Raw genomic sequence first — 25326 nt, 5'->3', positions numbered from 1 at the left:
CATTTATTAATCTTGCTCAAAACTCAATAGCAATCTGCCCTCAATAACCAAATTATACAGTTCGTACATCAGTTTCTCAACAATAACATTCATCTGATCAACCTCTTCTTTGTTGAGTTTTGACAGCTTATGATGAAGGGTCATGTGTCTATCTAAATAAGGAAAGAAATCAGTCCAGAACTGCTCTATTAAATAATTATACTTTCGTATGTCGGCATCTGCATAGATACATAATTGCCATAATGTTTGATTAGACAGATAATTAGGGAGGTAATAGGTTTTTACAAAAATGTATGTCCTGCAAAAGGACATAAAAAATAATGTAAAAAGGGAATCTAAACCTTGATAGTTTTCTTTAGTAGTATTGACTATTGCAAAAAATTGCAAGGCAATATCTTTGGTCGGCTTATAATAAAAATGTAGATCAGCGTGATAAGGATTGTGAGGAATCTCCCAATGAAATTCTGGATGGTAATTGCTGGATGAATATATCAGGTATTTATCTTGTATAATATTGGAAAAGAAATTTTGATGTTGATATAGGTTAGTTTGTATTGAGTAACGGCTGTGGCTCAACAAAACAAAATCATATTTTCCGCCTATTTTGCTTTTTAGGGAATCAGTGATTAATCTTAATTTTTCATTACCTACCCCCACAGCTATAAGCATCAGATAATAGGTCGTTTTTTCACCGTAGGTAATTTGATGATATAAGTAGATCTGTTCGACTTCAACCGAGTTTAATATGGTTTCTATTGCAATCTCCACAATTATATCTTTACGTTTGTCGTTAATTTGACATGAAACTTCGTTTTTTTATATAATCCTTTTTTAATCAGCTTTTTTAATTCGTCAAGCCGTTCTTCGATAAGACGATAGAGACTTTTTTCGGCAATTCCAACTGCTTCATACATTTCATTTCTATAGATTGCATCATCATCGGCGGTTGCTTCTTTTGCTTTTGCGAATAAATCAGTGAGATAATATTTGTTGTGACTGTTTCTTACAAAGTATTTTTGAATCTCAGGAATGTATTCTATAAGATTATTGATCCTTTCATCTAAACTCAACAAAGCTGATTTATTTCCTGAATACAATTCTTCTAAATATTCAAGATCATATTCAATCAATCTTGCATACGATGTAAAAACACTGTTTGATGAACCTTCTGAAATCAGATTTTGGACTTGTGACTTGTGAAGATCGTGATCGTGATAAAAATGGTCTTGAAACATGGTAAATCTCTTCTTGTATTTCTTCCAGTCCCGTGTAATGATAAGCGGATTTTCACATTCTTCATCTTTGTAAATAAGAGCCGAAGGCTGGCAGTAAAATTCAATAAAGGGATGTCCTAAAGAAAATAGATGATGAAGTTTTTGAGAGTAGATAAAATAGACATCGATCTGATAGCGATTTCTAACTTTATTTACCCATTTGTTCTGTTGTAGCTGCTCGGCATCTATATTTTTTTCGATATGGATAATAAGATATGAATACACGGAAGAAGGCTGTTTGGTAAAAAACATCTGAATGATAGTATGCTGGTTGACCAACTGTCTGAGGATATTTTCTAAAAACTCGTTTTCGAGTTTTGGAAATAAAAGTTTTTCTGAAGTTTTCATAATACTGTGTTTTTGAAGATTAGATAAAGGATATTTTATTCCGTTACAGGTTCAATCTGATCAGTTTTCTTGATTCTCTCAACGCCTCTTTCTCTCATCAGTTCCCCTGCATCGAGCATTTTGATTAAATGAATATAAGGTGTTGTAAGGTCTGAGTCAGGATCTACATAATATGGAGACAATGAAAGCTCTGTGATTTCACTTAAGAAAAATTCAAACTGTTGAAGTGTTCTCTCTTCAAATGCACTTTGAAGCACCAAAAAAGGATTGTCGTATTCTTCCTTGGTCAGAGAAGAAAGATGAAATACCGTTTCGGAGCGGGAAGACTCTTTCACTTTCCATTTCTTGTCTTTCACCTTCAGGCAGTAACAGACTTTGAGAAAAGAGCATATAGCAGTATAAAAGACAAAAGCATTGCAAGGAGCATCCTGCTTGTAGACTTTTCTCTTATAGCAGTGAAGTACTGCTTCACTTAAATTCTGTTTATAATAATCAAGATGTGCAAAGTCAAAAATGGCGTCAAATGCCTCAAATGGATTTCCTGCCACAAACCCTGCCCAAAATCTTGTTTCGAAGGATATTTTATTCTTTTTCATAGTGGGAAGATTTTAAATTCACAAGCGAAGTTCCATTCTTTAAAAAGGATAATCTATTCGAAAAGCGGATATAATATCTGATAAAAAGGATATTTTACAGGATATTTTTTTATCTTTGAAACTCAAATTTTTTAATCCAAATGGCTTTATCTTTGAGCCTTCAGAAAATTGATACTCATTATGGAACAGAAAATACATCAGGGAAGAAACGTAAAACGCTTCAGAGAAATGCTTGGAATCAAACAAGAGGCATTGGCTTTTGATCTGGGAAATGACTGGAATCAAAAGAAAATTTCTTTGCTGGAGCAAAAAGATGTAATTGAAGATGATATACTAAATCAAATCTCGAATTCATTAAAAATTCCTGTGGAAGCGTTTCAGAACTTTGACGAGGATCAGGCAATAAATATTATTTCGAATACATTTGATAATGGAGCTTTCTTGAATACAGGTCATAGTGCAACATTTAATGTAAATCCAATAGAAAAAGGGATAGAGGCTTTAGAAGAAATTAAGCGGTTAAATTTAGAACTTATTAAAGCTAAAGATGAACAGATTAAGGTTTTGGAAAAATTACTAAAAGAGAAATAAGCTTTTATAAAGATATATTAATTCCAAAAAGAGACTCGAAAAGTCTCTTTTTTGTTTTGAAACATTATTTGCTCTACTACATTACCAAAAAAATATCACATGAATAAAACTATAAACCTCCGAGTAAAAAGAGATGTTGACAGAGATATTGAACTTAAAATATTAAAACTAAAAGGTTCTTTAATTACCAAAGGCTACACTGAAATCATTCATATTGCAGATGAAAATGAAGACTTTTATCTCAACTCCTTTTCGACTTCTCCTGACCATAAAAAAGAGGCTGAAGATTTTATATTAGATTATATTTCAAACAATAATCTTGCAGACACTATTACTCTAGTTAGCACAAAGAATTAAACAGTTTTTGATTGCTCTAATTTTTCCAAGATATCCGCGAAAATCTTCCTGAAAATAGTCAGAATTTTGCGGATTTTAAAAGTATATTGTTTGAAAAAGTACGCTTCTTTTTTCAATTTTTTCATTTGATTTTGAGAAGCGTACACTTTCAAAAGACATTAAAAAATAATTTTTCAAGCTTTTTAAAAGTTTAAAATAACTACACCCAAAGGAGAAAAAATCAGCCAAGGTATTGGACAGTTAGGCAACTACGTGCGCATAATGACAAGTCTCGTTCCTCGCCCTGTCACCCTTCGGGACTTATAGCACTCAGTTTGCCTAACTGTCCAATTTCGAATCTGCTTTCTTTTTTTCCTTTTTCTTTTGGAAAGTGATTTAGGCTTTAGCGGTTTCAACCTATTCATTTCATAAAATCATCCCTCTGTTATCATAGCTAATATTTACCTAAGATAAGTTATGTCTTTTATCCATCATAAATTAGTGCCTGACTTTTAAAAAGCTGGAAGATTGCAACGTTCCTGCAATCGGCCAGATGTCCGGTTGTTAAACAACCAATATCTTGCTGCCCATTCACTCGGAACTCGTGGGCAGTGAAACTGAAAGATTTAGAGTCTTAGAAGAAGCAGAATAAAACTTCGAAAAATCTTCAATCATAATTATTATAAGTTGATCAAAAGTGTTTTATTTTTACCTGCTTCTACTATAAAAATAGCCTTAATAATATTATATGATTTCTTCAATCAAGCGTAATTCATGGGATACTAATGTTAAACACTATATTAGAAATGGGCTGTTTGACAACCTTCCTGATGAATTAAAATCTAGAATTCCAAAGACAAATAAGTATCGCTGGAAACAGGAATCTGAAAACAAATATGTGGGATGTGAAATTAACGCATTTATTATTAACAAGTGCGACGCTTCTTATTTCTTATGGTGTGTTGGATTAAATCCAGAGAAAGGTTTTTTGATAAAGAGAATAAGGTCTTTCTTAACTTACTAATATTCAAAAGAATTCCTTATAAGAAACTCTTTTTTGTAAAAATATTGTGTGAAAAGCAATGTAGCAAGTGTTATGCCTTCGTACTTTGTGTTAAATTGCTTTTAGCCATTTCTTTTCCGTAAATGTCAATATTTTTCTCTTCTGAATATACTTTCCAATTCTTTATTAATTCCTTAAATTCAATTTCGGTACAATTATCAAATTTTTTTAAAGCAAAATACATTGCAGTTATAGAAATTGACCTAAACTTTGAGCGATGTCTTTCTTGGCATTTCGGACACCACATCATTGGGGGTTGAATATTTCTTTCAGTTCTAATTTGGTTCAGTTTATTATCTAAGTCAGCCACAAGTTTAAACTGTTTTCGAATTGTCAAATTAGTCTTCCAATTCTCTTGCAAAAGCTGCTTTAATTCAGGAAACCAAATTGTATGTGCTTCTCCAGATGACATTTGTTTTCTTTTATATTATATCGTTAGTTTCGTTGTTTTCTTTTTCAATTTCATTCATCTCTTCGTGTGTCATGCCATAGGATGCGCCACCAGAAGTGTATCCCACAATAAAAGCAAAATTTTCATCGCTATCAAATTCAACCTCTTCAACTTTTATTTCTTTGTTTAGTTTACGATTTTTTCTTTCGCTCATCTGTCGGTTTTTTTAGCATGAGGCATAACGTCAGTCTGTGAAAAAACTAAAATCTGCCTCCTGAGAATCTCATATTTGAGTATTTTTCTTTGGTAGCCCTCAGAATACTTTCTAAATTTGAAGAGGTTTTTTCACAGCCTGACGTTCTGGTACTCAGCGGGTTTGGGACTAAATTAAGCCCATTATTCGGATCTGCCAAATCATGCCAAATACAAACTCAATTTTCCATTAAGCCTATTGCCAAAATCCGCTGTAGTAGTACCTGTTATGTGACGGCTATTTACGTATTTATTTCCGTTAAATTCCATTTCATTTTCCAAATACAATTTTTAAGTTTCTGCTTTTCTAATTCAATTTGTTGAAATGAGTTTTTTATTTGAATAATTCCTTATTAACTCGGTTTCCCCAACCGTTACTTTCGGAAAACTTTGTAAAATTAAATTTATTCAAATCTGGTAATTCATGGAGTTCTTTTTTAGCAAATTTATAAACTTCCATCGTTGACTTTAATGTATTTGAACTATGCTTTCCTGTTGTTCCATATAAATCAGTTGTGCCAATGTCAATCACTAAGTTTATTAAAAAAATTAGTTTATCGTCAACTTTCAAATAAAAATCTTTTAGACTTTTAAATTCGGATTCACTTAGAGATTTATAATTTTTAGCAATGTTTTTCGGGTGATTATCTAAAATACCTTCAGGTGTTAAATCTGAAATTTTTGTATCCCATTCAGGAAGATTTTGGCTTGATGTGAATTCCCATAAAGTATTTATTAATCTTTCTGTCCAAATATTTTTTATTTTATTCTCAGTCAAATATTCTTCTAAACATTTAATACCAAAAGCCATTCTTCCATTAATTGAAATTTTTTTAAAATGTGTTTCTATGTTATTTCTAAACAGATTCATAAAATATATTTTAACTTTCAGTTTTCTACTTTTTTTTAGCCAAATTTTAAATCTAAAACCTTTTATATGTTGTATTTACGTCTGATTTTCTCATAGCTATCACATAACGTCAGTCTGTGAAAAAACTAAAATCTACCTCTTGAGAATCTCATATCTGAGTTTTTTCTTTGGTAGCCCTCCGAATACTTTCTAAATTTGAGGAGGTTTTTTCACAGCCTGACGTCAGTCTGTGAAAAAACTAAAATCTGCCTCCTGAGAATCTCATATTTGAGTTTTTTCTTTGGTAGCCCTCCGAATACTTTCTAAATTTGAAGAGGTTTTTTCACAGCCTGACGTCTTGGTACTACGGCGGGTTTGGGACTAAATTAAGCTCTATTTTCGGATTTGCCAAATCATCCCAAATACAAAACCAACTTTCCATTAAGCCAATTGCCCAAATCCGTTGTAGCTGTTACCAGCAGTTTTTTTATTCGCATAAAACCCAATCTATAAAAGGGAATTTAGATTTGTCAAGTGTGTTTTCTAGATCTTTCTCGTTATAAACAAGTCTAAAGAATATTATTTGGTTCTTTTCTTTTAGCTTAATTGCTTTGTCTTCTTTTCTTTTGATTAGTGACTGATTAATATTATGACCATTGTAAATAAATGGTTTTTCCAATTCTACCAAAAGCCAATCTTTCTCATTATTCAGATTAATTCGTTTAGTTATAATTCCATTTATTGGAAAAATATCACCAAGATTACTTTGACGAAATTCTTTAAGTGTCACTTTTTTTCCAACAAGATTTGAAGCTTCAAGTATTTTTATAAAACCTAATAACAATATAGCTAATAAATTAAAATTCACACCTACAACTTCATCTGAAGTTGCAAAACTAAAGCCGAATTTAAAACTAAAACCTTGACTAAGGTCTAAAAAGGGTACAATAATTATTACTTGAGCAATAATCCAAATGTAGATTAGTTTGGTTGAAAATGGATTTTTAAAGAAATATAAAACTGTTCCAATTATTCCAATTAACGAGACCAAGATAGATAAAGAAAAAATATTTTCTGTTCGATTAGATATATTAATTAAGCTAAGCAAAATAACTATAATTGGGAAAATGGTTTCAGTAGTAAATTCAAATTGTTTTTTCATTGTTAGTTTTCGGTTTTTTAAAATTGCTGGTAACGTCAGTCTGTGAAAAAACTAAAATCAGCCTCCTGAGAATCTCATATTTGAGTTTTTTCTTTGGTAGCCCTCCGAATACTTTCTAAATTTGAGGAGGTTTTTTCACAGCCTGACGTTCTCGCGCTACAAGCAGTTGGGGATTAAGGAAGCCTAAATCTTCGGATAATGACTAATTTTCCAAGTACAAAACCGTTTTCAAATTAAGCCTAAAACCCCAATTGCTTGTAGCGTGTGTTGGCAGATAGCCCTTTTGGTTAGTTTAGTTGTCGTTTAAAACTACAAAAAATAAAATTCTGCTTTGTTTCAAAAGGAGTTGTATGGTCTTCGGTTACACATTTTATTTTTTCAAATCCATTCTCCATTTCGGCGGTTAATGTTTCTTCGCTATATTGTTTTATGTCTAAACCGCTACATTTTTTCGGACCGTTTTCAGAAAAGGTTCCAACTGTTAAATATCCTGAAACTGATTTTCTTGCAGTTTCCATATATTTTTGAATTTGCTCTTCACTCGTCAAGAAATGAAATGTTGCTCTGTCGTGCCAAACTTCAAAAGTTTCATTTGGTTCAAATTCTGTTATATCGCTTACAATCCAATTTACTTTTTCAGCGTTTGTTCCTAATCTTTCTTTCGCTTTCTCAATTGCTTTTGCAGAAATATCCAAAACAGTTATATTTTCAAAACCTTCTTCGATTAGAAAATCTACGAGTTTACTATCTCCGCCACCAATATCAATGATTTTAGAGTTTTTCGTTAAGTCGAAAGATTTTATAAAATCTAATGAAGTTTTCGGAATTTCTTGCGTCCAACTTACTTCGTTCGGATTTTTAGTTTCGTAAACTGTTTCCCAATGATTTTTTCTATTTTCTTCCATTTTTCTTATTTTCTTTAGTTACGTCTCTTTTAGGGTTTCTGCCAACGTCAGTCTGTGAAAAAACTAAAATTAGCCTCCTGAGAATCTCATATTTGAGATTTTTCTTTGGTAGCCCTCCGAATACTTTCTAAATTTGAAGTAGTTTTTTCACAGCCTGACGTTCTGTTACTACCTTTAGATTTGCATAATAAATTATTCGTAAATTTAAATTAACAGCCAAACTGACAAAGTACACCATTGGTACTACAAAGTTTTTAGACTTATCCGCTGATTAGGACTTTGTCAGTTTATATTGAACAAGCATCAAATAGTAATTCAGGTTTTAAGGCCTATTATCAAGGTTACGAGTGTGTTCAATAATTTGGTTGCTAATCCTTAAAATCTTTTCTTATGAGCAAATTTAAACATTTTTTAGGTGTTGATGTGTCAAAAGAATATTTTGATGCCGTAGTAATTTTGGATAGAAATAAAGAAAAATCAATTCACAGCCAGTTTGTAAATGATTACAAAGGAATCAAGTCCCTTTGCAAATGGCTCAAGGAACAAGGTTCCACGTTTGAAAACACGCTTGTTTGTTTAGAACACACAGGAATGTACGGCAAGTTAATAATCAAATGTCTAATGATTGAAAAGTTCTCACTTTGGGTCGAAATGTCACTGAAAATTATTCGCAGCATTGGGGTTCAAAGAGGCAAAAACGACAAAGTTGATGCCCAAAGAATTGCTTTTTATGCCATGAAAAATGTGGAGGAAGCAGTTATTTTTAATGCTCCGAGAATGGAAATCAACAAAATGAGAAATCTTTTGTCCCTGCGGGAAAAATTAGTTGCAACAAAAGCTTCTTTGTTGCGAAATGTAAAAGAACTCAAAGCCTTTGATTTGGAAGTAGCCAGACTTTCTGAAAAACTACAGAAAAGCACCATCAAGGGAATTGATTTGGATCTAAAAAACATTGAAAAACAATTGGACAAAACAATAAATGACGATGAAAATATTTCTAGAATTTTCACTCTTGTCACATCTGTTATTGGCATCGGAAAAGTAACGGCTTTGTTTTTGATTTGTTTTACAAACGAATTTACAATGTATAGAACTCCTCGCCAACTGGCTTGTTATGCAGGTGTTGTACCTTTTGAACATACCTCGGGGAAAAGTATTCGCTCAAAACCAAAAGTCCATTATGTGGCTAACAAAAAATTAAAAAAACAGCTTCATATGTGTGCCTTGTCAGCAATTACCAGTGATCCTGAATTAAAAAATTATTTTAATCGAAAGGTGGAAGAAGGTAAAAACAAGATGCTTATCATAAACAATGTTAGGAACAAACTTGTACATAGAGTATGTGCATGCATAAGAGAAAACAAAATGTTTGAAAAAAGACAAGTAGCGTAAAAAAAACATTAAATAAAATTTCTTTTGAAAGGAAAGAGAAAAAAATGCTCTTCCCCTTCGCAAGACTTTTTTGTTTTTCCTAAACCAAAGTTATTAATTATTCGCAAAAAACAGATGGCTTTTTTACGAATTTTTATTTGGTAATACCATAGTAATCAGCGGGTTTGGGATTAAATAATACCCATTCTTCGGATTTGCCAAATCATCCCATCCCAAATACAAAACCAACTCTCCATTAAGCCTAATGCCTAAATCCGTTGTACCTGTTATAAGCAGGTTTTTATTTCGTTTTCACTGAGCCAGAACAACTATCACCTTCTTCAATTCCTGTGAGCCAAATTTTTAGTTCTTTAGTTCTTTTTTTTGTTAATTCTTCTAGGTAGTTATACCAACATACATGTTGAATGCTTCCATAATAACCAGGTTCTCTATCAGGATATTTCATCATCATTTCAGCATCACGAAATTTTATCCAAATATTTTGGGCGGTTTTTAAATTTTTTATAAAAGCAGTATCAGATTTATATTCTTTTAAAATCTTAGCATATATAGAATTCAATTCTTTATCTGCTTTTAGAAAGCTATTTCCCGCTTCGGTATTCATTTCTAATTGAGTTTGGGCGAAACTGAAATTTGTTGAAATGCATAAAACCAATGCAATTATAAAAGTTCTCATTTAATTTATTTTTGTTTATTTAATGTGATTTAAACTTGCTTATAACGTCTTGGCACTACAGCGGGTTTGGGACTAAATTAAGCCCTATTTTCGGATTTGCCAAATCATCCCAAACACAAAACCAACTTTCCATTATGCCAATTGCCTAAATCCGTTGTAGTACCTGTTGAACTAAACCTTCGGTAGCACCAACATGATTTAGTACCTTACTAAGATAAATAAAAATCGTAAATAATGGTAACAAAAAAAAGCATCCAGAAGATTTAAGAGAAAACAAAATCCTGAATCAAGCCAAACGGAAAGTTCCAGATTTTGAAGAATTACTAGCTCGATTTGAGCGTACAGTTTCGGTCTTGGGTCGAAGCCAGAGTACATTTAACAACTATTCCCGCCATGTGGCGGCGATTTCGCTTTATTTTGGCAAAATTCCCACCCAGCTTGATCCCGAGCAAGTGCAGGACTACTTGTTTTACCAACAAAAAAAGTCCAAAACTCCTTCGCAAACGTATTTTAAACACTGTGTTTACGGGCTTCGTTTTTTACTGAAATCCGAAGGATTGCCGTATGAATTCCTGTGTTTGCCCTCAATAAAATACGAGAAAAAACTCCCTGTTGTTTTGAGCAAAGAAGAAGTTTGGGCAATGCTCCAAGGCGCTAAACTGCTCAAGCATAAAATTCTAATTGGCCTGCTGTATGGTTGCGGGCTCCGCTGTATGGAAGCCCGCTCTGTTCGTTTACAGGATTTGGATTTAGATAGAAAACAGCTCAAAGTGGTGCAGGGAAAAGGTAAAAAAGACCGCTACGTTCCTTTATCGGAACACTTAATAAGGGGTTTAAAGAAATATATAGAAGCCGAAAAACCTCAAGATTATCTTTTCAACGGTCAGCCTTTGGTCAATGGAGCAGGCGGAGATTTTGACAATCGTTATTCCCAACGTGGGGTTCAGTGGGCGGTCAGGCAAGTAGCCAAAGCAGTAGGTATAAAAAAAGAAGTTCACACCCACACGCTTCGGCACAGTTATGCCACTCATCTGCTCGAAGATGGAATGGATATTATGACGCTCAAAGATCTTTTGGGTCACCAAAACATAGAAACTACGCTAGAGTATTTGCATATTGCCCAACTCGAGAGCCAACGCATTTTTAGTCCACTCGATACGCTATTTGCAAAATGCAGCCGCAGTTTGAAGTAGCCGATGTACTGCGAAAGATTGGCTCAAAAATTGAAAACTATGGATTGAATACTTGGCAGCTTCGCACGCTTTACGCCATAAAAAAATGCCGAACAGCCGAATTAGGTGGGCATATCAATGCATGCGACGGCTGTGGTAATCTTACCATTAGTTACAATTCTTGCCGCAATCGGCATTGTCCCAAATGTCAGGGCAACAAACGCCAGGATTGGATACAGGCCAGAAGCACGGAGCTTTTGCCTGTTCCATACTTTCATGTAGTTTTTACCTTGCCTGACAGTATCAATTCTCTGGCGATGCACCAGCCTAAAATAGTGTATGACACCTTGTTTGAAGCCGCTTGGGAAACGCTTCAAAGTTTTGGCAAAGCCAAAGAAATGCAAATGGGAATGATTGCCGTTTTGCATACTTGGGGACAGCAATTGAGTCTGCATCCGCACCTGCACTGTATTGTTCCAGGCGGAGGCGTGGACAAAGAAGGACTGTGGAAAAACAGTAGAACGAACGGAAAATTTCTGTTTCCGGTCAAGGCATTATCGAAGGTATTCAGAGCTAAATACTGCGAAAAGCTCAAAGCAAAAAATCCGATTGGTTATGAGCAAATCAGACAGGAATTATGGCAAAAACCGTGGGTAGTTTTTGCCAAACGTCCATTTGGAAATCCCAAATCGGTGGTGGAATATTTAGGGAGATACACTCATAAAATCGCCATTAGCAATCATCGAATCAGGAATATTGATGCCCAAAACGTGACTTTTGATTACTAGGATTATCGAGTGGCGGGAGCCAAAAACAAATGACCCTCACGCATCAGGAATTTATCAGGCGGTTTGCATTGCATATTTTGCCCAAGCGTTTTGTAAAAATCCGGCATTATGGTTTTCTGAGCAGTACTTGGAAGCGTCAAAAGCTAAAGCTTTTGCAGGAGAAGCTTCATGTAAAAATATTGGAAAAAGTAGAAAAGAAGCCTTTCTTGCCTAAATGCCCTTGTTGTAAAACAGGCAATTTGCATAGAATAGCGGTCTTCGACCAGCGGGGTCCGCCACCTTGGTATCTTGGCGGTAGCCAAAACTCGTATCCCTGTAAAAATTGATTTTGCGGGTAAGGGAACTTGTGATCACAAAGTGAGGAAAACACTAGAAAACCACGCTTAAAACTACTTCAAAAAAAAAGAGGTCCAGTAGCCTCTGGAAATTCTTATAACTCATTATTGAAAAACCCATAGGGATGGATGTAGAGCGGTTCCGTTCAACACGGGTTTCATTGTTGGTGCTACGCACCCAACGAAACCCTTGCTGTTATGCGTCGTGTTTTTATTTATTCCAATCATACCAATAGTATCTTCCAATTCCAAGGGCGCTAAAAAAATGAAGGTAAATAAAAATAAGTATTGGAAAGATTGATATTGAAATAACTAAATTTAAAATGCTTTCATTTTTATCTCGCAAAATTGTTGTCGTTAAAATTCCAAATGTAGGTAACAACCCGATGAATAGTAACAAATGAATCCATCCTTGTCCTTCGCTATCATGAGAACCACCACCATATAATTTAATACCAACATCATGCAATACGACAAGTCCAATAGTCAAAATACTTTTCCATATAGGTTTGATTTTTACCGTCATAAAAGCTATTAAAAACGCACCTAATGTCAAAATTATAGGAGTTAACATCAATCCTGTTGGAGCAAATAGATGGTCTATTATAATATTTAGAATTACAATTCCAAATGCAAGTAATAATGTATTTCTGTTAGCCATTTTTATTTTTCTTTCTTCATCAGAGTTTGTTAACATGACGCATAATGTTCTGGGACTACAGCGGGTTTGGGACTAAATTAAGCCCATTATTCGGATTTGCCAAATCATCCCAAATACAAACTATTTTTCCCATTAAGTCTAATACCCAAATCCGTTGTAGCTGTTGTACCCAGTTTTTATTTATGATTTAGTTTAATTCTGCTATATTTTTTGTTTAAGGGTTGCAAAATACTATCCGAAATTATTAAATATCTTTTAGTGATTTTTTGGTCGGTTTTACTTTCTATATTTTCATCGTCAAGAACAATTATATTCTTTTCGATATGATATTTTCCAATAAATGTGCATCGATTTTCAATGTACGACCTTGTTACTTCAAAGGAGTTGTTTTCATACAATACTATCCAAGCTCTCTCGTATTCGTCTTCAATAATTCCTTCATATTTAATTTCCCTCCAAAATTTATTTTCATTAGCAACAAATAAAAAACTATTCAAGGCAACAAACAAAATAAAGAGATATAAAGGAATAAAATCAAATTTTTCTCCTTTGTCAACCAATTTAAACAAATCTCGAATTTCAATTATTATAAAACAGAGAATAAAAATTATACTTAAAAAAGCAAATAATAATCCTTTGGACATTCCTTCGCAGAAATCACCAAAGTGAATGTTTAAACATAAAGTCAGTAAGAGTAAAATTGATAGTATTCCGTATTTAATCTTCTTTCGTTCTTTCATCTATAAAATTGGGTACAACGTTTGCGGCTATGAGAAGTGCCTTCTCTCCGCCGCTCACTTATAAAAGCTAAAATAGCCAAATTTTTTAATTTGTACTATTTTATCCAAAAGAGCGGAAGGCATTTCTCATAGCCGCTGTTGGGCGTAGTTACTGACTATTTACAATCTATATTTTATCAGTAACGGAGTTGGATAGACTACTCTTATCTTTTTCTTTTACCACAATCCAAATCAATGAAACCAATTATTTATTGCGCTTAGCAAACCTGCTAGGCGAAGTCAATAATTGGGGTTTTTGGGCTCTGTTTTTTTTGCGATGTTTAAGTTCTCTAAAATAAATTCAATTCTTGACTTTGTCATTTATTTTTGATAACTTAGCCGAGTCTTTTACGTTGTCAGACGTATTGAAAGTGAACTTTCTACGATTCCCAATCGAAAGACTTGAAGACTAAATCCTTTATTCTTCTAAACATCCCAAAAAAATATCCCGAAAATTTATTGTGCAAGAAACTCCGTAGTCTACGTGCCAATTACGTCCAACTTGTATATACTCGCTACAAACTAGCGACAATCTTCCCAATTTTGGATGTATAGTCGCTATTAAGTAGCGCTTTTTTAACAAATATAGAAATAATATTTTTATTACAAATCATCAAACGGACTTTTTATTTGTTGAATACTTTTGGTACTTACGTGGGTGTATATTTCGGTGGTTTTGCTACTACTATGTCCTAATAATTCTTGTATGTATCTTAAATCGGTGCCACTTTCGAGTAAATGGGTAGCATAACTATGACGCAACCAATGCAGCGTAACAGGTTTTGTTATTGATGCTTTTTTTAGTGCTTGTTTCAAAACCTGTTGCAAACTTCTATCATCATAAGGTTGCCCTTTGATTTGTCCTTCAAACAAATAGGTTGTGGGTCTAAATGTGGTGTAATACTCTCGAAGCATTTCTAAAATTTTAGGAGATAAAGGAGTAATTCTGTCTTTCTTTCCTTTGGAGTTTTTAAGCAGTACAATATTTCTTTTAGAATCGATATGAATGGGTCGAAGTGCCAATAATTCACCACAGCGCAAACCACAGCTATAAATCAAACTCAGCATCATTTTGTGTTTGATGTTGCTATGCGCATTCAAAATCAATTTTACTTCTTCTTTACTCAAAACGTTAGGCAATACTTTAGATCGCTTTGGTCGGTGAATCCTATCTATTTCAATTTTTGTCTCTCGAATGGTTGTAAAGTATAGTTTGATAGCATTAACAATTTGGTTTTGATAGGAATCCGAAAGATTATTTTTCAATATATACTCGTTATTGTAGACAATCACATCTTCATTAGAGATTTCGGTGATGGGTTTTTCTCGGTAGAAAATCAAAAAAGATTTCAATGCTTCACTATAAGTTCTGACTGTATTTTAGCTATAGCGTTTAGAACGAAGCCACTGTTTGAATTTTTCAATTTGCTCGATACCTTCTGCCGATGGTAAAGAATGAGCTGATGGAATCAAATGAAACCGTTCTCTGTTTTCAACCGTGTCAGGAAGATGCCAAAGCCTCAAAGTCTGACTCCATCGAGAACCTTCCAGCTTTTTTATTCTAGCTATCAATTCGGCATTTTTTTTAAAATAAACAGCAATTCGTTTTTCCTTTTTATCCGTAATAATTTTTGCTTCCAAATTCATATCTATGCGATTTTAACTACTAAAATAGTAAATTAAGATCGCTCTTCATATGAGTATGCAGACAAAAGCAGAAAAAAAATTAAACTACATTTTTGTAATTAGTGAATTTATCAAATTCTTTCAATAGTTTTATATTTCACAGCAAAGCGTCTAATTTTTTCTTCAAACATATTATCGTTATCTTCCGCAATTAATATTAAGATGCTTCTGCTATAACACCATAATAATCTTCAATAAATTGGTAATATTTTTGAATAGCTCCCGTAGCGAGTAAAAGAATTTATGCGTTTATATTTCATTCAAAATTTTCAAATCCTCTAATAAAAGGTTCGAATTCTGTACCATCAGGGTCACATTTAAAACTAATGACTGTAACTGTAAAAGTATTAATCCAATCGACTTTTTAATTTCTGTGACCACGGTGGGATTCGAACCAAAAGTGAATCTATTTTAAGTTATCAAAAAATGTTAAAACAGGTATCAAGTGTTCGATTGTAAACCCTGATACTCCACTTTAAGGGATTACCGAAAGGTTTTCCTCTTTTTATATGTCAAATAACCTTTTTCCTCCTTTTTCTAGCATTGTGAGATAAGATATCCAGCATTGTAGGTAATCGATACTTCTTATTAAGCGAAGCATAACATCCATTTCTTATTTCTTTAATTGGTTTTCAGGGACACTCACAAGATCCACTTATCCCTAGATGGTCGAAAACAGTATTAGGAGTGTTAAAAAAGCTTACTACATTTTACAGAAATATTTTTTTGTATATTTGTCAGGAGCAAACGGAAACATATTGAAATACAAAGCAATAAGCACCGTTACCAAATCGTTACCCTATTACTTTTATAATCTCTATAAAAGCCCTGTATTCAACCGATAAGGCTTTTTTCTAAAAACTTTAAAGAAAAAAAGCAAAGGATGCGTTACGATCAGGGCTAAAGACAAACATATTGCCTACTTGTTATTATTTAGATGCAATCGAGCTCAGCTTAATAACAAATATAAGAACAGAACAATTAAATACAAACCAGTACCAACCAGTTTTTAGAAAAGTAAAACGAGAATTTTAAAAATTTTCTAAGGTGTTTTTACCAAAACAATATTTGGCTTTGGAGCAGTCTTCATTCCTTTGCCCATATAAAAACCAGTATGCGGCGGTTGATTGTAGCCTACGTTTTGCCAAGCGATGCTTAAGCGGTACTGCGGATCGTGCATTAAAGTATACTGTCTAACATCCGTTGGAATTGCAGTGCTATAGATTCGCAATTCGGTATTATCTGTACTGCGTAAAATCAATTCTTCTCTCCAGTCGCCCAAAATATCAGCCGATAAACCTGGAGTCGATTTGGTTCCATTGTTCGATTGTGTGCCTTCGGCAGTAAATAATCTTCCTTTACCGTATTTGTCAATATAATTAGAGTTAAGAATTTCTCGAGACGTATCTCCATCCCAATAAATTAAAAAATTAGCCGATTTTGGAGATTCCCCAATTTGTTTTCCTTTAATATCATATAAAAATTTAGACCCGGACCACCACATTTGCGCACCAACTCTAGTACTGTCAACATTATCCGCTACGCCTCTGCCTACATCTTCATCCTCCATTGCAGTAAATAATGTTTTTCCATCTGCTGCCGAAAACAAAACAACACCAGGACCTTTTGTCCCTTCTTCAATTTCATGAACCCCAAACACTTCCAAACCGGGAATTTCAGGATCCAAATCACTCACATGCAAAGCATCTCCATGACGATAACCAGTTGTGTATAATCCTTCGCCATTATCGTCGACGCACATCGAACCATAAATAATTTCGTCCTTTCCGTCAGCGTCTACATCGGCAACCGAAAGTCCGTGATTTCCCATTCCGGAATAGGGATTCTTGCCGTCTTTAGTATCAAAAACCCAGCGGGAAGTTAATTTCTTGTCTTTAAAATCCCAAGCGGCCAAAACAATTCTTCCATAATAACCGCGGCACATTACCACGCTTGGATGAACGCCGTCCAAATAAGCCACACAAGCCGTAAAACGATCAGCTCTATTTCCACTTGAATCGTTTCTTCCATTACCGCCTCTGCCTCCCCAAGCGCCAATATCACCTCTTTCTGCAATATAATCTACCGTTGTAATGGCACTTCCTGTTCGTCCGTCAAAAACGGTAAGATATTCAGGACCCTTTAAAATTTTACCAAAAGTTCGAGACTTTTCATCGGTATCTCTCCAGTCTTTTGAAGCGTCTCCAATCACTTTTCCAGTTCCGTCAATAGTTCCATCGGCTGTTTTGCAAACCATTTCGGCTATGCCGTCTCCGTCCAAATCATATACCATAAACTGCGTATAATGTGCTCCTTCTCGAATGTTTTTACCCAAATTTATTTCCCATAGAAATTTACCTTCCAAAGTATATGCTTGAAAAATTGGCTGATCGCTCAATCCTAAAAAGGAATTGTCTTTTCCTATTCCCGTCATGTGAACCACTAATTCGTATTGTCCGTCACCATTCAAATCTCCCACCGAAATATCATTGGCAGTATATCCTTTTATCGCTTTCAGCGGAATAGACAGATAGTCTTTTATTGCTACATTGGCAGCAATAGTAAAACTGCCTTTGGTTTCATTTTCCTTGCCATTTACAACCGTTTTTACAAACCAAGTATTGTTTTCTGCGGGATTAGCCTTTTCATCGTTAAAATTGGCAGCTCCAGTAATTGGTTTTTCATTCAGCCGAATGGCATTTTGCGTGCCGGTTTTTCGATATAAATTAAAAGCTAAATCATCAGAATCTGTACCTAAAACACGCCAGTTGATAAAAAATTTTCCATTCTGATTAACAGCAATAATTCCTCTGTCCAAATTTTCCATTTGTCGTTGACCGAAAACAGAAAAACCGATTAGAAGCAACAATATATTCCATTTTAGCAACGTAGCTTTTGACATATTTTATTTTTTAAAACTAATTAGTATAAGAAAAATTAACTGTGGCGAGACACCTCTTTTTTTAGAAAGATAATCCCAACATAGTAGACTATTAACCGTTCAAATGGTTTAAAACATCTTCTGGAAGTCTTCGCTTTTTACTTTCCAACTGCCATCTTTCGGGAATCCTGGATTCGGTTCTGTCGTACCTTCCCAGCCTCCGCACATCATAGCAACCGCAGTTAATAATCCACCATTTCCAGGAAGATAAAGCGTCAGTCTTTCTGCTTGATAATTGTGTCCGTTTTTCAAATAAGTATTAGTGGTTACTTTCATAAAAAGAGCGTCAATAGCTTTTTCAGGCAGTCCCAAACGTGCAGCAGACATAGCAGTCATAGGGAAATCCCAACCCCAGGTTTTTTGCCAAGACCAAGTATCCCAAACCAAATCGAATGTGTTTTTCATTATTTTTTTATCCAATAAAGAAGTCTCAGGAAGCATCCCAAAAGTCCCCAAAACCGATGGATGATCCGTTTTGAATTCAGGATTAGTATAGGAATCGGGAGCGCTTTCGGTTGCCAGATACACATTGTTTTGAACTGGCAGCGGCGATAAATCTTTTAGTACCGCTTCCCATTTTTCGGGAACCGTTTGCTTCATTCTTTTTTTCCAAGCAATAGCCGTTTTCAATCCCCAGTTCCAATAGGCCAATTCATAAGTTGGATTAAAAGTCAGCGCCGCTACAAAACGCTCCTGCGCAGGAATAACGCCAGGCCCTAACATATAGCGTTTTTTGGTTGCATCATAAAAAGCAAAAGAAGCCATGAAATCGGCAGTGGCAAAAACGCGTTCACTGTATTTTTTCAGCGTAGCTTCCGATTGGGATGATTGATACAGCAACTCAGCATAGGTAATAAAATGCGGCTGCTGCCAAATCAAAAATGACCCTACTGACGACGGACTTTCGTTACCGTCCGGATCTGTCATTTTTTGCCATCTTGCTCCTTCAAATCCTTGTCTTTGAGCAATCTTTTTAGCTTTATCAAATGCATTTTGATACCAGCCTAATGTGTTTTCCAAATATTGTGGTCGGTTCCAAAGCGCATAGTGAACCCCGTGCCACCAATGCATTTCCAAGTGCGGTTTCCCATACCAGCTATTGTACGTTAATCCCGTTTCCTGCGGTGGCATAGAACCTGCGCATTGTATTTTTGTCAAATATTGTGAAAGCACAATTCTTCGTTCCAGTTCATTTGCTCTGGTATCAGTGCTTCCTGCAAAATCAATAGCAGCTCCGCTTTTCCAAAAATTGTCATAACCTGAAACAGAACTCTTTTCAACTTCTGCGAATGATGGAACATTGCCTTTATTTTTATTCGTTTGAATGAACAAACAGCTCAATTCAATCGTATTGCTTTTTGAAGGCTCCAAAACAAAATAATGCTTTGCTTTTTCCTTCACAGATCCAGTTCCTTTCCATTTCAAATTAATATCATACGAAATACTATCCATTACGTGAGTAATAATTGCTTCCGAATTATTTTTGCTTTTCAGATTGCTTTTGTAATCCTGCTTTCCTTCCCATTTTGTTCCCATATCTCCCCAATCCCCTGTTGGAAACGGAATACGGACACGAATTTTCAAACGTCCTTGTGTGATTAAATCCGATGTCACTTGAAATCCTAAAGCATCTTTCGTCTGGTCACAAACCGTTATTACTTTTACGGAAGTGCCTTCTACTTCAAAATAGCTTTCAATTTTTCCAGTCCATAAATTCAGCTTCTGATTAATTGCTTTGATGTCTTCGGGTTTCACCAAACTGCCGTCTTTCTTAGTGATTTCAAAACCGATATTTCCCAACTGCAGTAAATGCGGATTCTGGCGAAACCAGTCAACTGCTTCTTTTTTACGCGCAGGCTCTTTAATCTGTGTTGAATAGGAAATCTTTCTTCCATACTGCTCCGCATCTTTCAAAGTCTCCGAAAACTTATATCCGTTGACATTTTTATAGCTGTCCCAGCCCCATTCCGCCTGCGTTCCTAACGGAATTCCGTTTTGATACTTTTCAGGAAAAGTCTGCAGACCTGTAGCATCAACTGTAAAAGCAAAAGCACCGTTTCCAACACTTAGCGAAGCCAACGTATCGATTTGTGTAATCTTTACATCATGCCTTGTCACTACTGCTTTACGGTCAATTTTTTCTTGGGCTAAACAATTTACTGCTATTCCTAGCAAAAAAATAATGCTGATTTTTAATCTAAAAAATGTCTTCATAAATAATAATTTAATTGATTTTGAAAATAAATGCCGACGCTGTTTCATATTTACCGCCTTGCGATGCCGTAAATAAATAAGTAGGTTTCCCTTTTTGAAATAATAGTTGAGGACGTTCTGCTCGTCCATATCTATTTAAATGTTTTGGAGCAATTGGCTGTTCTATATATTTAGAAAGTTCTTGATACCCAATTTGCGGTTTAGACCAATGCTTTCCATCTTTAGAATCCATATACAAGCCTTTATCAATTCCGAAAACTCCCATGTCTCTTGCTAACATTCTAAATTTTTTATCTTCATACCAAACAAAAGCATCTTCACATTGCTGATTATTTCCCATCTTATGAAAATCAACCACAGGGTTCTCTTTGTATTTCATATAAGGGCCTTGCAACGATTTTGAAATAGCCAAACCATATTTTCGATTGCCTTTTATTTCAAATTTTGGATGAACATAACCTTCTTTATCCAATGATTTATAATACAGCCAATATTCTCCATTTGGGTGCTTTAAAAATGATGGATTGGTTGTAATAAAATCGTCCCATTCCCCTTCTTTTCCAGGTTGCAATAGCGGTTCATTTGGTCTCTCCCAAGGTCCATAAAGCGAATCGGCTGTAGCCAAACCGATACGTTTGGTGTCGAATTTCCCATTTGAATTTCCTAAGAAAAATAAAGCATATTTTCCATCTACAAAATGAATGCTTGGATTGTGACATGTGGTAGCATCCCAAAAACCGGCTCCTCGAGGCGCAAGTACTGTATTCACATATTCATAAGGGCCTTCGGGTCTATCGGCAACTGCGTGAGCAATTTCGGAACCATTTAGCCAGCCACCCATTCCTTTGCTTTTTGACCAACGGGAAAAAAAGACGTGAATTTTGCCATCCGGTCCTTCAATCGGACTGTTGCACCAAACATAAAAGTCTTCAAACTCTAATGCCCTTCCAACAGGAGTCAGCCTTTTTTCAAAATCAGAAAGTTTTGGATCTTTTTCAGAAACCAAAAAATTATGAGCCTCTGCAGGAATGAACGCTGTCAGCGAAGCCAAAAAAGTAGTGTATATAAAATCTCTTCTTTCCATCTATTCTCGTATTAATGTTGCACTCATTAGTCCAATTACAACATCATTTGCAATGGTTTGAATAGAAAGACTTTTTAAGGTTTTAGATGTATTCAATGGAAGGTCCAAAACTGTTCCGGCACCGCCATCAATGCCATTATTAGCGAATCCTTTTATTGCTTTATAATCATCAAAAGTGCGGGAAACAATTCCAGACTTCAAATAAACGCGCGGCGGTTTTGGAGCATTGGTACTAAAAGCCAATCCATCTACAAAATAATCCTGTTCTATTGGCCACCAGTTTTCAGGATTGTTTAGTTCCAATTCTTCTGATGAACCATCAGTATAATTGACAATTACTTTACCATTTACCATTCGGCTTTGCATTGGATTGGTAGAACCCGCAAGCATTAAATACAAATGAGAAGCTTTCCCGCTTAACGGAATGGATATCTTTTCAGGGAAATTGTCCCACATTGAAGTAAAAACAATATTATTCTTGTTTCCATCCGATGGCGTTTCAAAAACAATTCCCTCTGGAGTCGTAATCTTTCCATTTGCTTTGGCTTTGGAACGCAGACCAGAATCATCAATTATTGGATTAATCAACGGATAGCACCAATTTCCAATTCCCTGCAAAGGCAATTGCAAAGTTGGAGTTTTCGGTCTTGGTGACTCATATTTTTGTTTAAAAATATCAGTCACTTTTGCATTAAAATAAGAAGTCAACGAAACGGTTTCTGCCTTTAAAATTTTGTTTTCAGGAATATCCCAGCTAATAAATGATAATGGATAATTGCCACCATCAGCAGTCTGTAATTTAAAATTATTTGTTCCTGTGATAAGATTCTTTAACGGAATTATGATAACTGCAGTACTATTTGTTTTAATCGAAACTGCTTCTGAGATTTCTTTCCCAAATGGATTAAAAAGTAATTTACCATCACCATTTTTATCCGAATTATTTTGAATTGAAAGCAATAAATTATTTGAATTTACTTCTTTTACAGTGACTTCAAATCTTGGCTTACAATTGACAGCTATAGGTTCCCACCAAATCATTTCGCCTTGCTGTAATTGTATAAACAGTATTTTATCTCCAATGCTATTTACAATTCCTGAAACTTTATTTTCGGTTTTTGAAACTGAATTTAAAACCTTTTGAGGATCGTAGACTTCAATGATTTTTGCTTTTTTAGTTCCCAATACAAAAGCATCTTTCGGATTGTAAATTTCCAGTACTTTAATTTTTTCTAAAGCCTTCGCCTCCCAATTAATAGCAATAGTATATTTTTCAGCATAAGGCGATTCAATTACAATTTCGGGTTTTCCAATTCCGTTTTTCGTAATCCTATAATTGGCTTTATTCCCATTAATTGTAATGCTGCTTATCTTTTCTGAAGCACTGTTTACGATGAATCGCAAAGCCATTTTCGCTGCTAAATGATTGGCGATTTCATAAGAATCGGTATTTTTCTCTCTTTTGAAAGAAAAGGAAATATCTGGAATTTCCAGAGAAGCCGAATCCCATTTTTCTGGAAATCCCGGTTTAATAGTCAATTGATGCGCTAATGCATCTGGCTGAATTCCGAAAAGCCCTTCGACCAAAGTTCTTGCAGTCATTCCGATTGGATCTGCAAAATCACGATACAATTCGCCACGAACCGCATCTTGATACATTAACTGCTCAAAACCGCCCGGTGAAGGACTCAAATACATACTTTCAACCAAAGCGCTTTCCCACATTTTAAAAGCTGTTTCGACATTTCCTCCCTGCCAAAAGGCCAACGAAGTATGCAATTGTTCCGCCAAAACCACATTGTTAAGAGACCAATCGTAAGGTTGCCAATTCGTGGTGCTGATAGCATACAAATCTTTCTTGTCCAAACCTTCTGCCTGAATAGGAATGTGGGGGATTTGAGTATCAACATAACGAAGCATTTGATAATTCTGAAAAGGATTTGCAAGTTCCGAATCAATAGTATGGTAAATACTCCAAATCGCAGGAGTCTCGTGCAATAACTGCTTGCCCAAAGCATCTTTATATTCGGCAAAAATACCTTTCTCAGGAATCCATAATTTATTGGCTGTTGCTTTGGAAATTTTATTTGCCTCGGCTGTAAACGGGTCGGCATTTTGCTGTAAAGCATTTGCAATTGCAGCAGCAGTTTTGTTTGAATAATAATTATAGGCTGACGAATGAATCACGCCTCCGCCACTGTATTGCAAAGCGTCACTCGCCCAAATGGATGCATAAGCGTCATACAAACCGTCATTATCTACATCGAAATTTCGTTTTTCCCAATCGAGATGCCTTTGCATCACGGGCCACATTTCTTTCATGAATTCAGTATCGCCAGTCCATTTAAAATGACGCAGCATTTGATCGAAAAAAACCAAATTCATATCATAATGATGGGCAATTGTATTATTGTCAGGCTTGCGGCTAATGTATCCGCTGCTAAACATTGAAGTTCCCATTTCTTCTTTTTGACGTGCCAAATTTCTTTCGGCATCAAAAACAACAGGACCCGTTAATGGCTGTGTAACCTGTGAATTACCGTAACTTGTAAAATGTGTTTTTGCTCGGTCATGCCAGCCCAATGGATCGGCAACATAAGCTCCCCGCCAAGCATTTAAATGCATTCGCCAAGCCACAGCACCGTGTAAATACGCAGGACTTTCCCAAATTCCATCGGCGGCAATTGCCAATGCTGGACCTAATGTATTTATATAAGGATCTGGCGTAGTAACTTTTACTCTGCTGGCTAATTCTTGTGTTTGCTGTGATGCTTTTACAAACAATTCAGCTAGATCTGCTTGACTTTTTGCTTTTGAATTTATATTTGTATTAAATGACCAAAATAAATCTGTTTTTGAAATCAAACTAATTTTGCCTACAATCAAATCCAGTTTTTCGGGAGCTGAAGCAAATAATTCTAATGGCGAATTTTGCTGATTTGCATTGGCCAAATGAACTTCAGATGATGGAAACATTCCCAACAAACTTTTGTCATTTCCTGTCTTTTGCTTATTCACTTCGGAGCCGTATTCTAACAAAAATGAATTCTCTTTTATCGTAAATTGATTATTGATGCAATATTCTGGTTTTAAATAAAAAACCGATTCTGGATCAGCCCCAATGTCACCATCTCGGCTGAATTTTCTGCCACTGGCTCCCCCAAAAGCCCAAATTAAAGAAGTGTTTTTATCGGTATCAATGCCAGAAACTTTCAAAACAAAACCTTCTTCTTCTTTCAGCGCTGCTATTTCAAGTTTCAATTTTCCTTTTCCTAAAATAGCATCTTGGATTTCATAAAACATTTTTCCGTTGGCATAACGGGTCGTAATTGAATTAGCTTCTGTTACCCATTTACTGTTCTTGCCATTGGACAAACCTAACTTTAAATTACCTCCCATTCCAGGCATGTACATCGCAAATTCGGGTAAATCTCCAGCCTCTACTCTAAACGCTGTATTTGACCCATACAAAGCACGATTGAATTTTCGAGAGCCATTTTTAAGCAAAAAACCATCTCCATCCGGAACGTAATGAATTTTACGCGAAGCTGTTGCTTTTATTTCTTTTTCTTGACCAAAAAAAACTGTCGAAAACATAATAAAAAACAAACAAAACAGAGAAATCGGTTTAATTTTCATAAATATGTATAGGCAATATTAAACTTTTTTACATTTTTTTATTCAAATGAATAACTTCAAATTAATTCAGAATTTTTAAATTCAATAAAAAAAAGAAATGAACATAATTCAATAATTAATAACGCAATATTGCTTCTTTTTAAACACTATTCTATCCTGTACCTACCCGTAATTTATATAAAATCAATACT

The 25326-nt window shown here is 35.0% G+C and carries 21 protein-coding genes and 2 pseudogenes; 5 read left to right on the top strand and 18 right to left on the bottom strand.

Translation table 11 applies throughout. The features are described from left to right. Positions 1 to 6: 6 nt before the first annotated feature. From CLU83_RS19545 to CLU83_RS19535, 3 genes are read right to left on the bottom strand one after another with little or no spacing between them, the layout of a single operon-like run. On the bottom strand, positions 7 to 768 hold the full coding sequence (locus CLU83_RS19545) for a hypothetical protein (protein WP_100433155.1): 762 nt from the start codon (positions 766 to 768) through the stop codon (positions 7 to 9). 2 nt (positions 769 to 770) lie between these two features. Further along, complete coding sequence (locus tag CLU83_RS19540; protein WP_100433154.1) at positions 771 to 1622, bottom strand: hypothetical protein; 852 nt, start codon at positions 1620 to 1622, stop codon at positions 771 to 773. Positions 1623 to 1657: 35 nt separating this feature from the next. Further along, complete coding sequence (locus tag CLU83_RS19535; protein WP_100433153.1) at positions 1658 to 2218, bottom strand: hypothetical protein; 561 nt, start codon at positions 2216 to 2218, stop codon at positions 1658 to 1660. A gap of 180 nt (positions 2219 to 2398) precedes the next feature. Between CLU83_RS19535 and CLU83_RS19530 the strand changes: the two genes are divergently transcribed. After that, a complete protein-coding gene (locus tag CLU83_RS19530) occupies positions 2399 to 2809 on the top strand; it encodes a helix-turn-helix domain-containing protein (protein ID WP_100433152.1) in 411 nt (136 codons plus the stop codon). 99 nt (positions 2810 to 2908) lie between these two features. Then, entirely contained in the window at positions 2909 to 3166 is a 258-nt protein-coding gene (locus CLU83_RS19525; protein ID WP_100433151.1) for a hypothetical protein, read from the top strand. Positions 3167 to 4239: 1073 nt separating this feature from the next. Here the strand turns inward: CLU83_RS19525 and CLU83_RS19520 are convergent. The 5 genes from CLU83_RS19520 to CLU83_RS19500 all read right to left on the bottom strand — a co-directional run bounded on the left by CLU83_RS19520 (position 4240) and on the right by CLU83_RS19500 (position 7768). Next, positions 4240 to 4620: a hypothetical protein gene (locus CLU83_RS19520; RefSeq protein ID WP_100433150.1), complete on the bottom strand. Its 381-nt coding sequence runs from the start codon at positions 4618 to 4620 to the stop codon at positions 4240 to 4242. A 10-nt stretch (positions 4621 to 4630) separates the two neighbouring features. Further along, positions 4631 to 4813: a hypothetical protein gene (locus CLU83_RS19515; protein ID WP_100433149.1), complete on the bottom strand. Its 183-nt coding sequence runs from the start codon at positions 4811 to 4813 to the stop codon at positions 4631 to 4633. A gap of 372 nt (positions 4814 to 5185) precedes the next feature. Next, positions 5186 to 5722, bottom strand: a complete 537-nt coding sequence (locus CLU83_RS19510; RefSeq protein WP_100433148.1) for a hypothetical protein — start codon at positions 5720 to 5722, stop codon at positions 5186 to 5188. A gap of 466 nt (positions 5723 to 6188) precedes the next feature. After that, positions 6189 to 6863, bottom strand: coding sequence for a hypothetical protein (locus CLU83_RS19505; RefSeq protein WP_100433147.1), 675 nt, complete (start codon positions 6861 to 6863; stop codon positions 6189 to 6191). A gap of 287 nt (positions 6864 to 7150) precedes the next feature. Beyond that, positions 7151 to 7768 (bottom strand): class I SAM-dependent methyltransferase, encoded by a 618-nt coding sequence (locus tag CLU83_RS19500; RefSeq protein ID WP_100433146.1) that lies wholly within the window; start codon positions 7766 to 7768, stop codon positions 7151 to 7153. A 390-nt stretch (positions 7769 to 8158) separates the two neighbouring features. On the opposite strand from CLU83_RS19500, the gene CLU83_RS19495 reads away from it, so the two are divergent. Then, positions 8159 to 9160, top strand: a complete 1002-nt coding sequence (locus tag CLU83_RS19495) for an IS110 family transposase (protein ID WP_100433145.1) — start codon at positions 8159 to 8161, stop codon at positions 9158 to 9160. 280 nt (positions 9161 to 9440) lie between these two features. Here the strand turns inward: CLU83_RS19495 and CLU83_RS19490 are convergent, their stop codons facing one another. After that, positions 9441 to 9836 carry a lysozyme inhibitor LprI family protein gene (locus tag CLU83_RS19490; protein ID WP_100433144.1) on the bottom strand — a complete coding sequence of 132 codons (396 nt, stop codon included), beginning with the start codon at positions 9834 to 9836 and terminating at the stop codon, positions 9441 to 9443. 464 nt (positions 9837 to 10300) lie between these two features. Here CLU83_RS19490 and CLU83_RS19485 point away from each other — a divergent pair, with 464 nt between their 5' ends. After that, a complete protein-coding gene (locus tag CLU83_RS19485; protein ID WP_232727197.1) occupies positions 10301 to 11029 on the top strand; it encodes a tyrosine-type recombinase/integrase in 729 nt (242 codons plus the stop codon). Then, positions 11008 to 12122 (top strand): annotated as a pseudogene (locus CLU83_RS19480) (IS91 family transposase). The gene CLU83_RS19485 and the pseudogene CLU83_RS19480 overlap by 22 nt, the downstream one beginning before the upstream one ends. Before the next feature lie 220 nt (positions 12123 to 12342). Here CLU83_RS19480 and CLU83_RS19475 read toward each other — a convergent pair. From CLU83_RS19475 to CLU83_RS19445, 9 genes and pseudogenes are all read right to left on the bottom strand, one after another. Then, on the bottom strand, positions 12343 to 12828 hold the full coding sequence (locus CLU83_RS19475; protein WP_100433143.1) for a hypothetical protein: 486 nt from the start codon (positions 12826 to 12828) through the stop codon (positions 12343 to 12345). A gap of 140 nt (positions 12829 to 12968) precedes the next feature. Then, positions 12969 to 13532, bottom strand: a complete 564-nt coding sequence (locus CLU83_RS19470) for a hypothetical protein (RefSeq protein WP_157802150.1) — start codon at positions 13530 to 13532, stop codon at positions 12969 to 12971. Between the two features lie 642 nt (positions 13533 to 14174). Further along, complete coding sequence (locus CLU83_RS19465; protein ID WP_369828811.1) at positions 14175 to 14711, bottom strand: tyrosine-type recombinase/integrase; 537 nt, start codon at positions 14709 to 14711, stop codon at positions 14175 to 14177. Positions 14712 to 14762: 51 nt separating this feature from the next. After that, positions 14763 to 14939 (bottom strand): annotated as a pseudogene (locus CLU83_RS22705) (phage integrase N-terminal SAM-like domain-containing protein); the annotation flags it as partial. Positions 14940 to 14951: 12 nt separating this feature from the next. Further along, positions 14952 to 15218, bottom strand: coding sequence for a hypothetical protein (locus CLU83_RS22590; protein WP_232727195.1), 267 nt, complete (start codon positions 15216 to 15218; stop codon positions 14952 to 14954). 1081 nt (positions 15219 to 16299) lie between these two features. Continuing rightward, complete coding sequence (locus CLU83_RS19460; RefSeq protein ID WP_304529160.1) at positions 16300 to 18159, bottom strand: rhamnogalacturonan lyase; 1860 nt, start codon at positions 18157 to 18159, stop codon at positions 16300 to 16302. 108 nt (positions 18160 to 18267) lie between these two features. Then, positions 18268 to 20412 carry a hypothetical protein gene (locus CLU83_RS19455; RefSeq protein WP_100433807.1) on the bottom strand — a complete coding sequence of 715 codons (2145 nt, stop codon included), beginning with the start codon at positions 20410 to 20412 and terminating at the stop codon, positions 18268 to 18270. Positions 20413 to 20422: 10 nt separating this feature from the next. Beyond that, complete coding sequence (locus CLU83_RS19450; RefSeq protein WP_100433141.1) at positions 20423 to 21496, bottom strand: glycoside hydrolase family protein; 1074 nt, start codon at positions 21494 to 21496, stop codon at positions 20423 to 20425. Further along, positions 21497 to 25093, bottom strand: coding sequence for a DUF4450 domain-containing protein (locus tag CLU83_RS19445; protein WP_232727194.1), 3597 nt, complete (start codon positions 25091 to 25093; stop codon positions 21497 to 21499). It lies immediately after the preceding gene. Positions 25094 to 25326 lie beyond the last annotated feature (233 nt).

Origin of the sequence: Flavobacterium sp. 1, from assembly GCF_002797935.1 — a bacterium.
Lineage (GTDB): Bacteria > Bacteroidota > Bacteroidia > Flavobacteriales > Flavobacteriaceae > Flavobacterium.
This window is presented reverse-complemented; position numbering and strand designations above follow the sequence as displayed.

Excerpts from the sequence above, each read along its gene's own strand:
- CLU83_RS19540 (WP_100433154.1), bottom strand. The coding sequence starts at position 1,622 with ATGAAAACTTCAGAAAAACTTTTATTTCCAAAACTCGAAAACGAGTTT.
- CLU83_RS19535 (WP_100433153.1), bottom strand. The coding sequence starts at position 2,218 with ATGAAAAAGAATAAAATATCCTTCGAAACAAGATTTTGGGCAGGGTTT.
- CLU83_RS19530 (WP_100433152.1), top strand. The coding sequence starts at position 2,399 with ATGGAACAGAAAATACATCAGGGAAGAAACGTAAAACGCTTCAGAGAA.
- CLU83_RS19525 (WP_100433151.1), top strand. The coding sequence starts at position 2,909 with ATGAATAAAACTATAAACCTCCGAGTAAAAAGAGATGTTGACAGAGAT.
- CLU83_RS19520 (WP_100433150.1), bottom strand. The coding sequence starts at position 4,620 with ATGTCATCTGGAGAAGCACATACAATTTGGTTTCCTGAATTAAAGCAG.
- CLU83_RS19515 (WP_100433149.1), bottom strand. The coding sequence starts at position 4,813 with ATGAGCGAAAGAAAAAATCGTAAACTAAACAAAGAAATAAAAGTTGAA.
- CLU83_RS19510 (WP_100433148.1), bottom strand. The coding sequence starts at position 5,722 with ATGAATCTGTTTAGAAATAACATAGAAACACATTTTAAAAAAATTTCA.
- CLU83_RS19505 (WP_100433147.1), bottom strand. The coding sequence starts at position 6,863 with ATGAAAAAACAATTTGAATTTACTACTGAAACCATTTTCCCAATTATA.
- CLU83_RS19500 (WP_100433146.1), bottom strand. The coding sequence starts at position 7,768 with ATGGAAGAAAATAGAAAAAATCATTGGGAAACAGTTTACGAAACTAAA.
- CLU83_RS19495 (WP_100433145.1), top strand. The coding sequence starts at position 8,159 with ATGAGCAAATTTAAACATTTTTTAGGTGTTGATGTGTCAAAAGAATAT.
- CLU83_RS19490 (WP_100433144.1), bottom strand. The coding sequence starts at position 9,836 with ATGAGAACTTTTATAATTGCATTGGTTTTATGCATTTCAACAAATTTC.
- CLU83_RS19475 (WP_100433143.1), bottom strand. The coding sequence starts at position 12,828 with ATGTTAACAAACTCTGATGAAGAAAGAAAAATAAAAATGGCTAACAGA.
- CLU83_RS19470 (WP_157802150.1), bottom strand. The coding sequence starts at position 13,532 with ATGAAAGAACGAAAGAAGATTAAATACGGAATACTATCAATTTTACTC.
- CLU83_RS22590 (WP_232727195.1), bottom strand. The coding sequence starts at position 15,218 with ATGAATTTGGAAGCAAAAATTATTACGGATAAAAAGGAAAAACGAATT.
- CLU83_RS19460 (WP_304529160.1), bottom strand. The coding sequence starts at position 18,159 with ATGTCAAAAGCTACGTTGCTAAAATGGAATATATTGTTGCTTCTAATC.
- CLU83_RS19455 (WP_100433807.1), bottom strand. The coding sequence starts at position 20,412 with ATGAAGACATTTTTTAGATTAAAAATCAGCATTATTTTTTTGCTAGGA.
- CLU83_RS19450 (WP_100433141.1), bottom strand. The coding sequence starts at position 21,496 with ATGGAAAGAAGAGATTTTATATACACTACTTTTTTGGCTTCGCTGACA.
- CLU83_RS19445 (WP_232727194.1), bottom strand. The coding sequence starts at position 25,093 with ATGTTTTCGACAGTTTTTTTTGGTCAAGAAAAAGAAATAAAAGCAACA.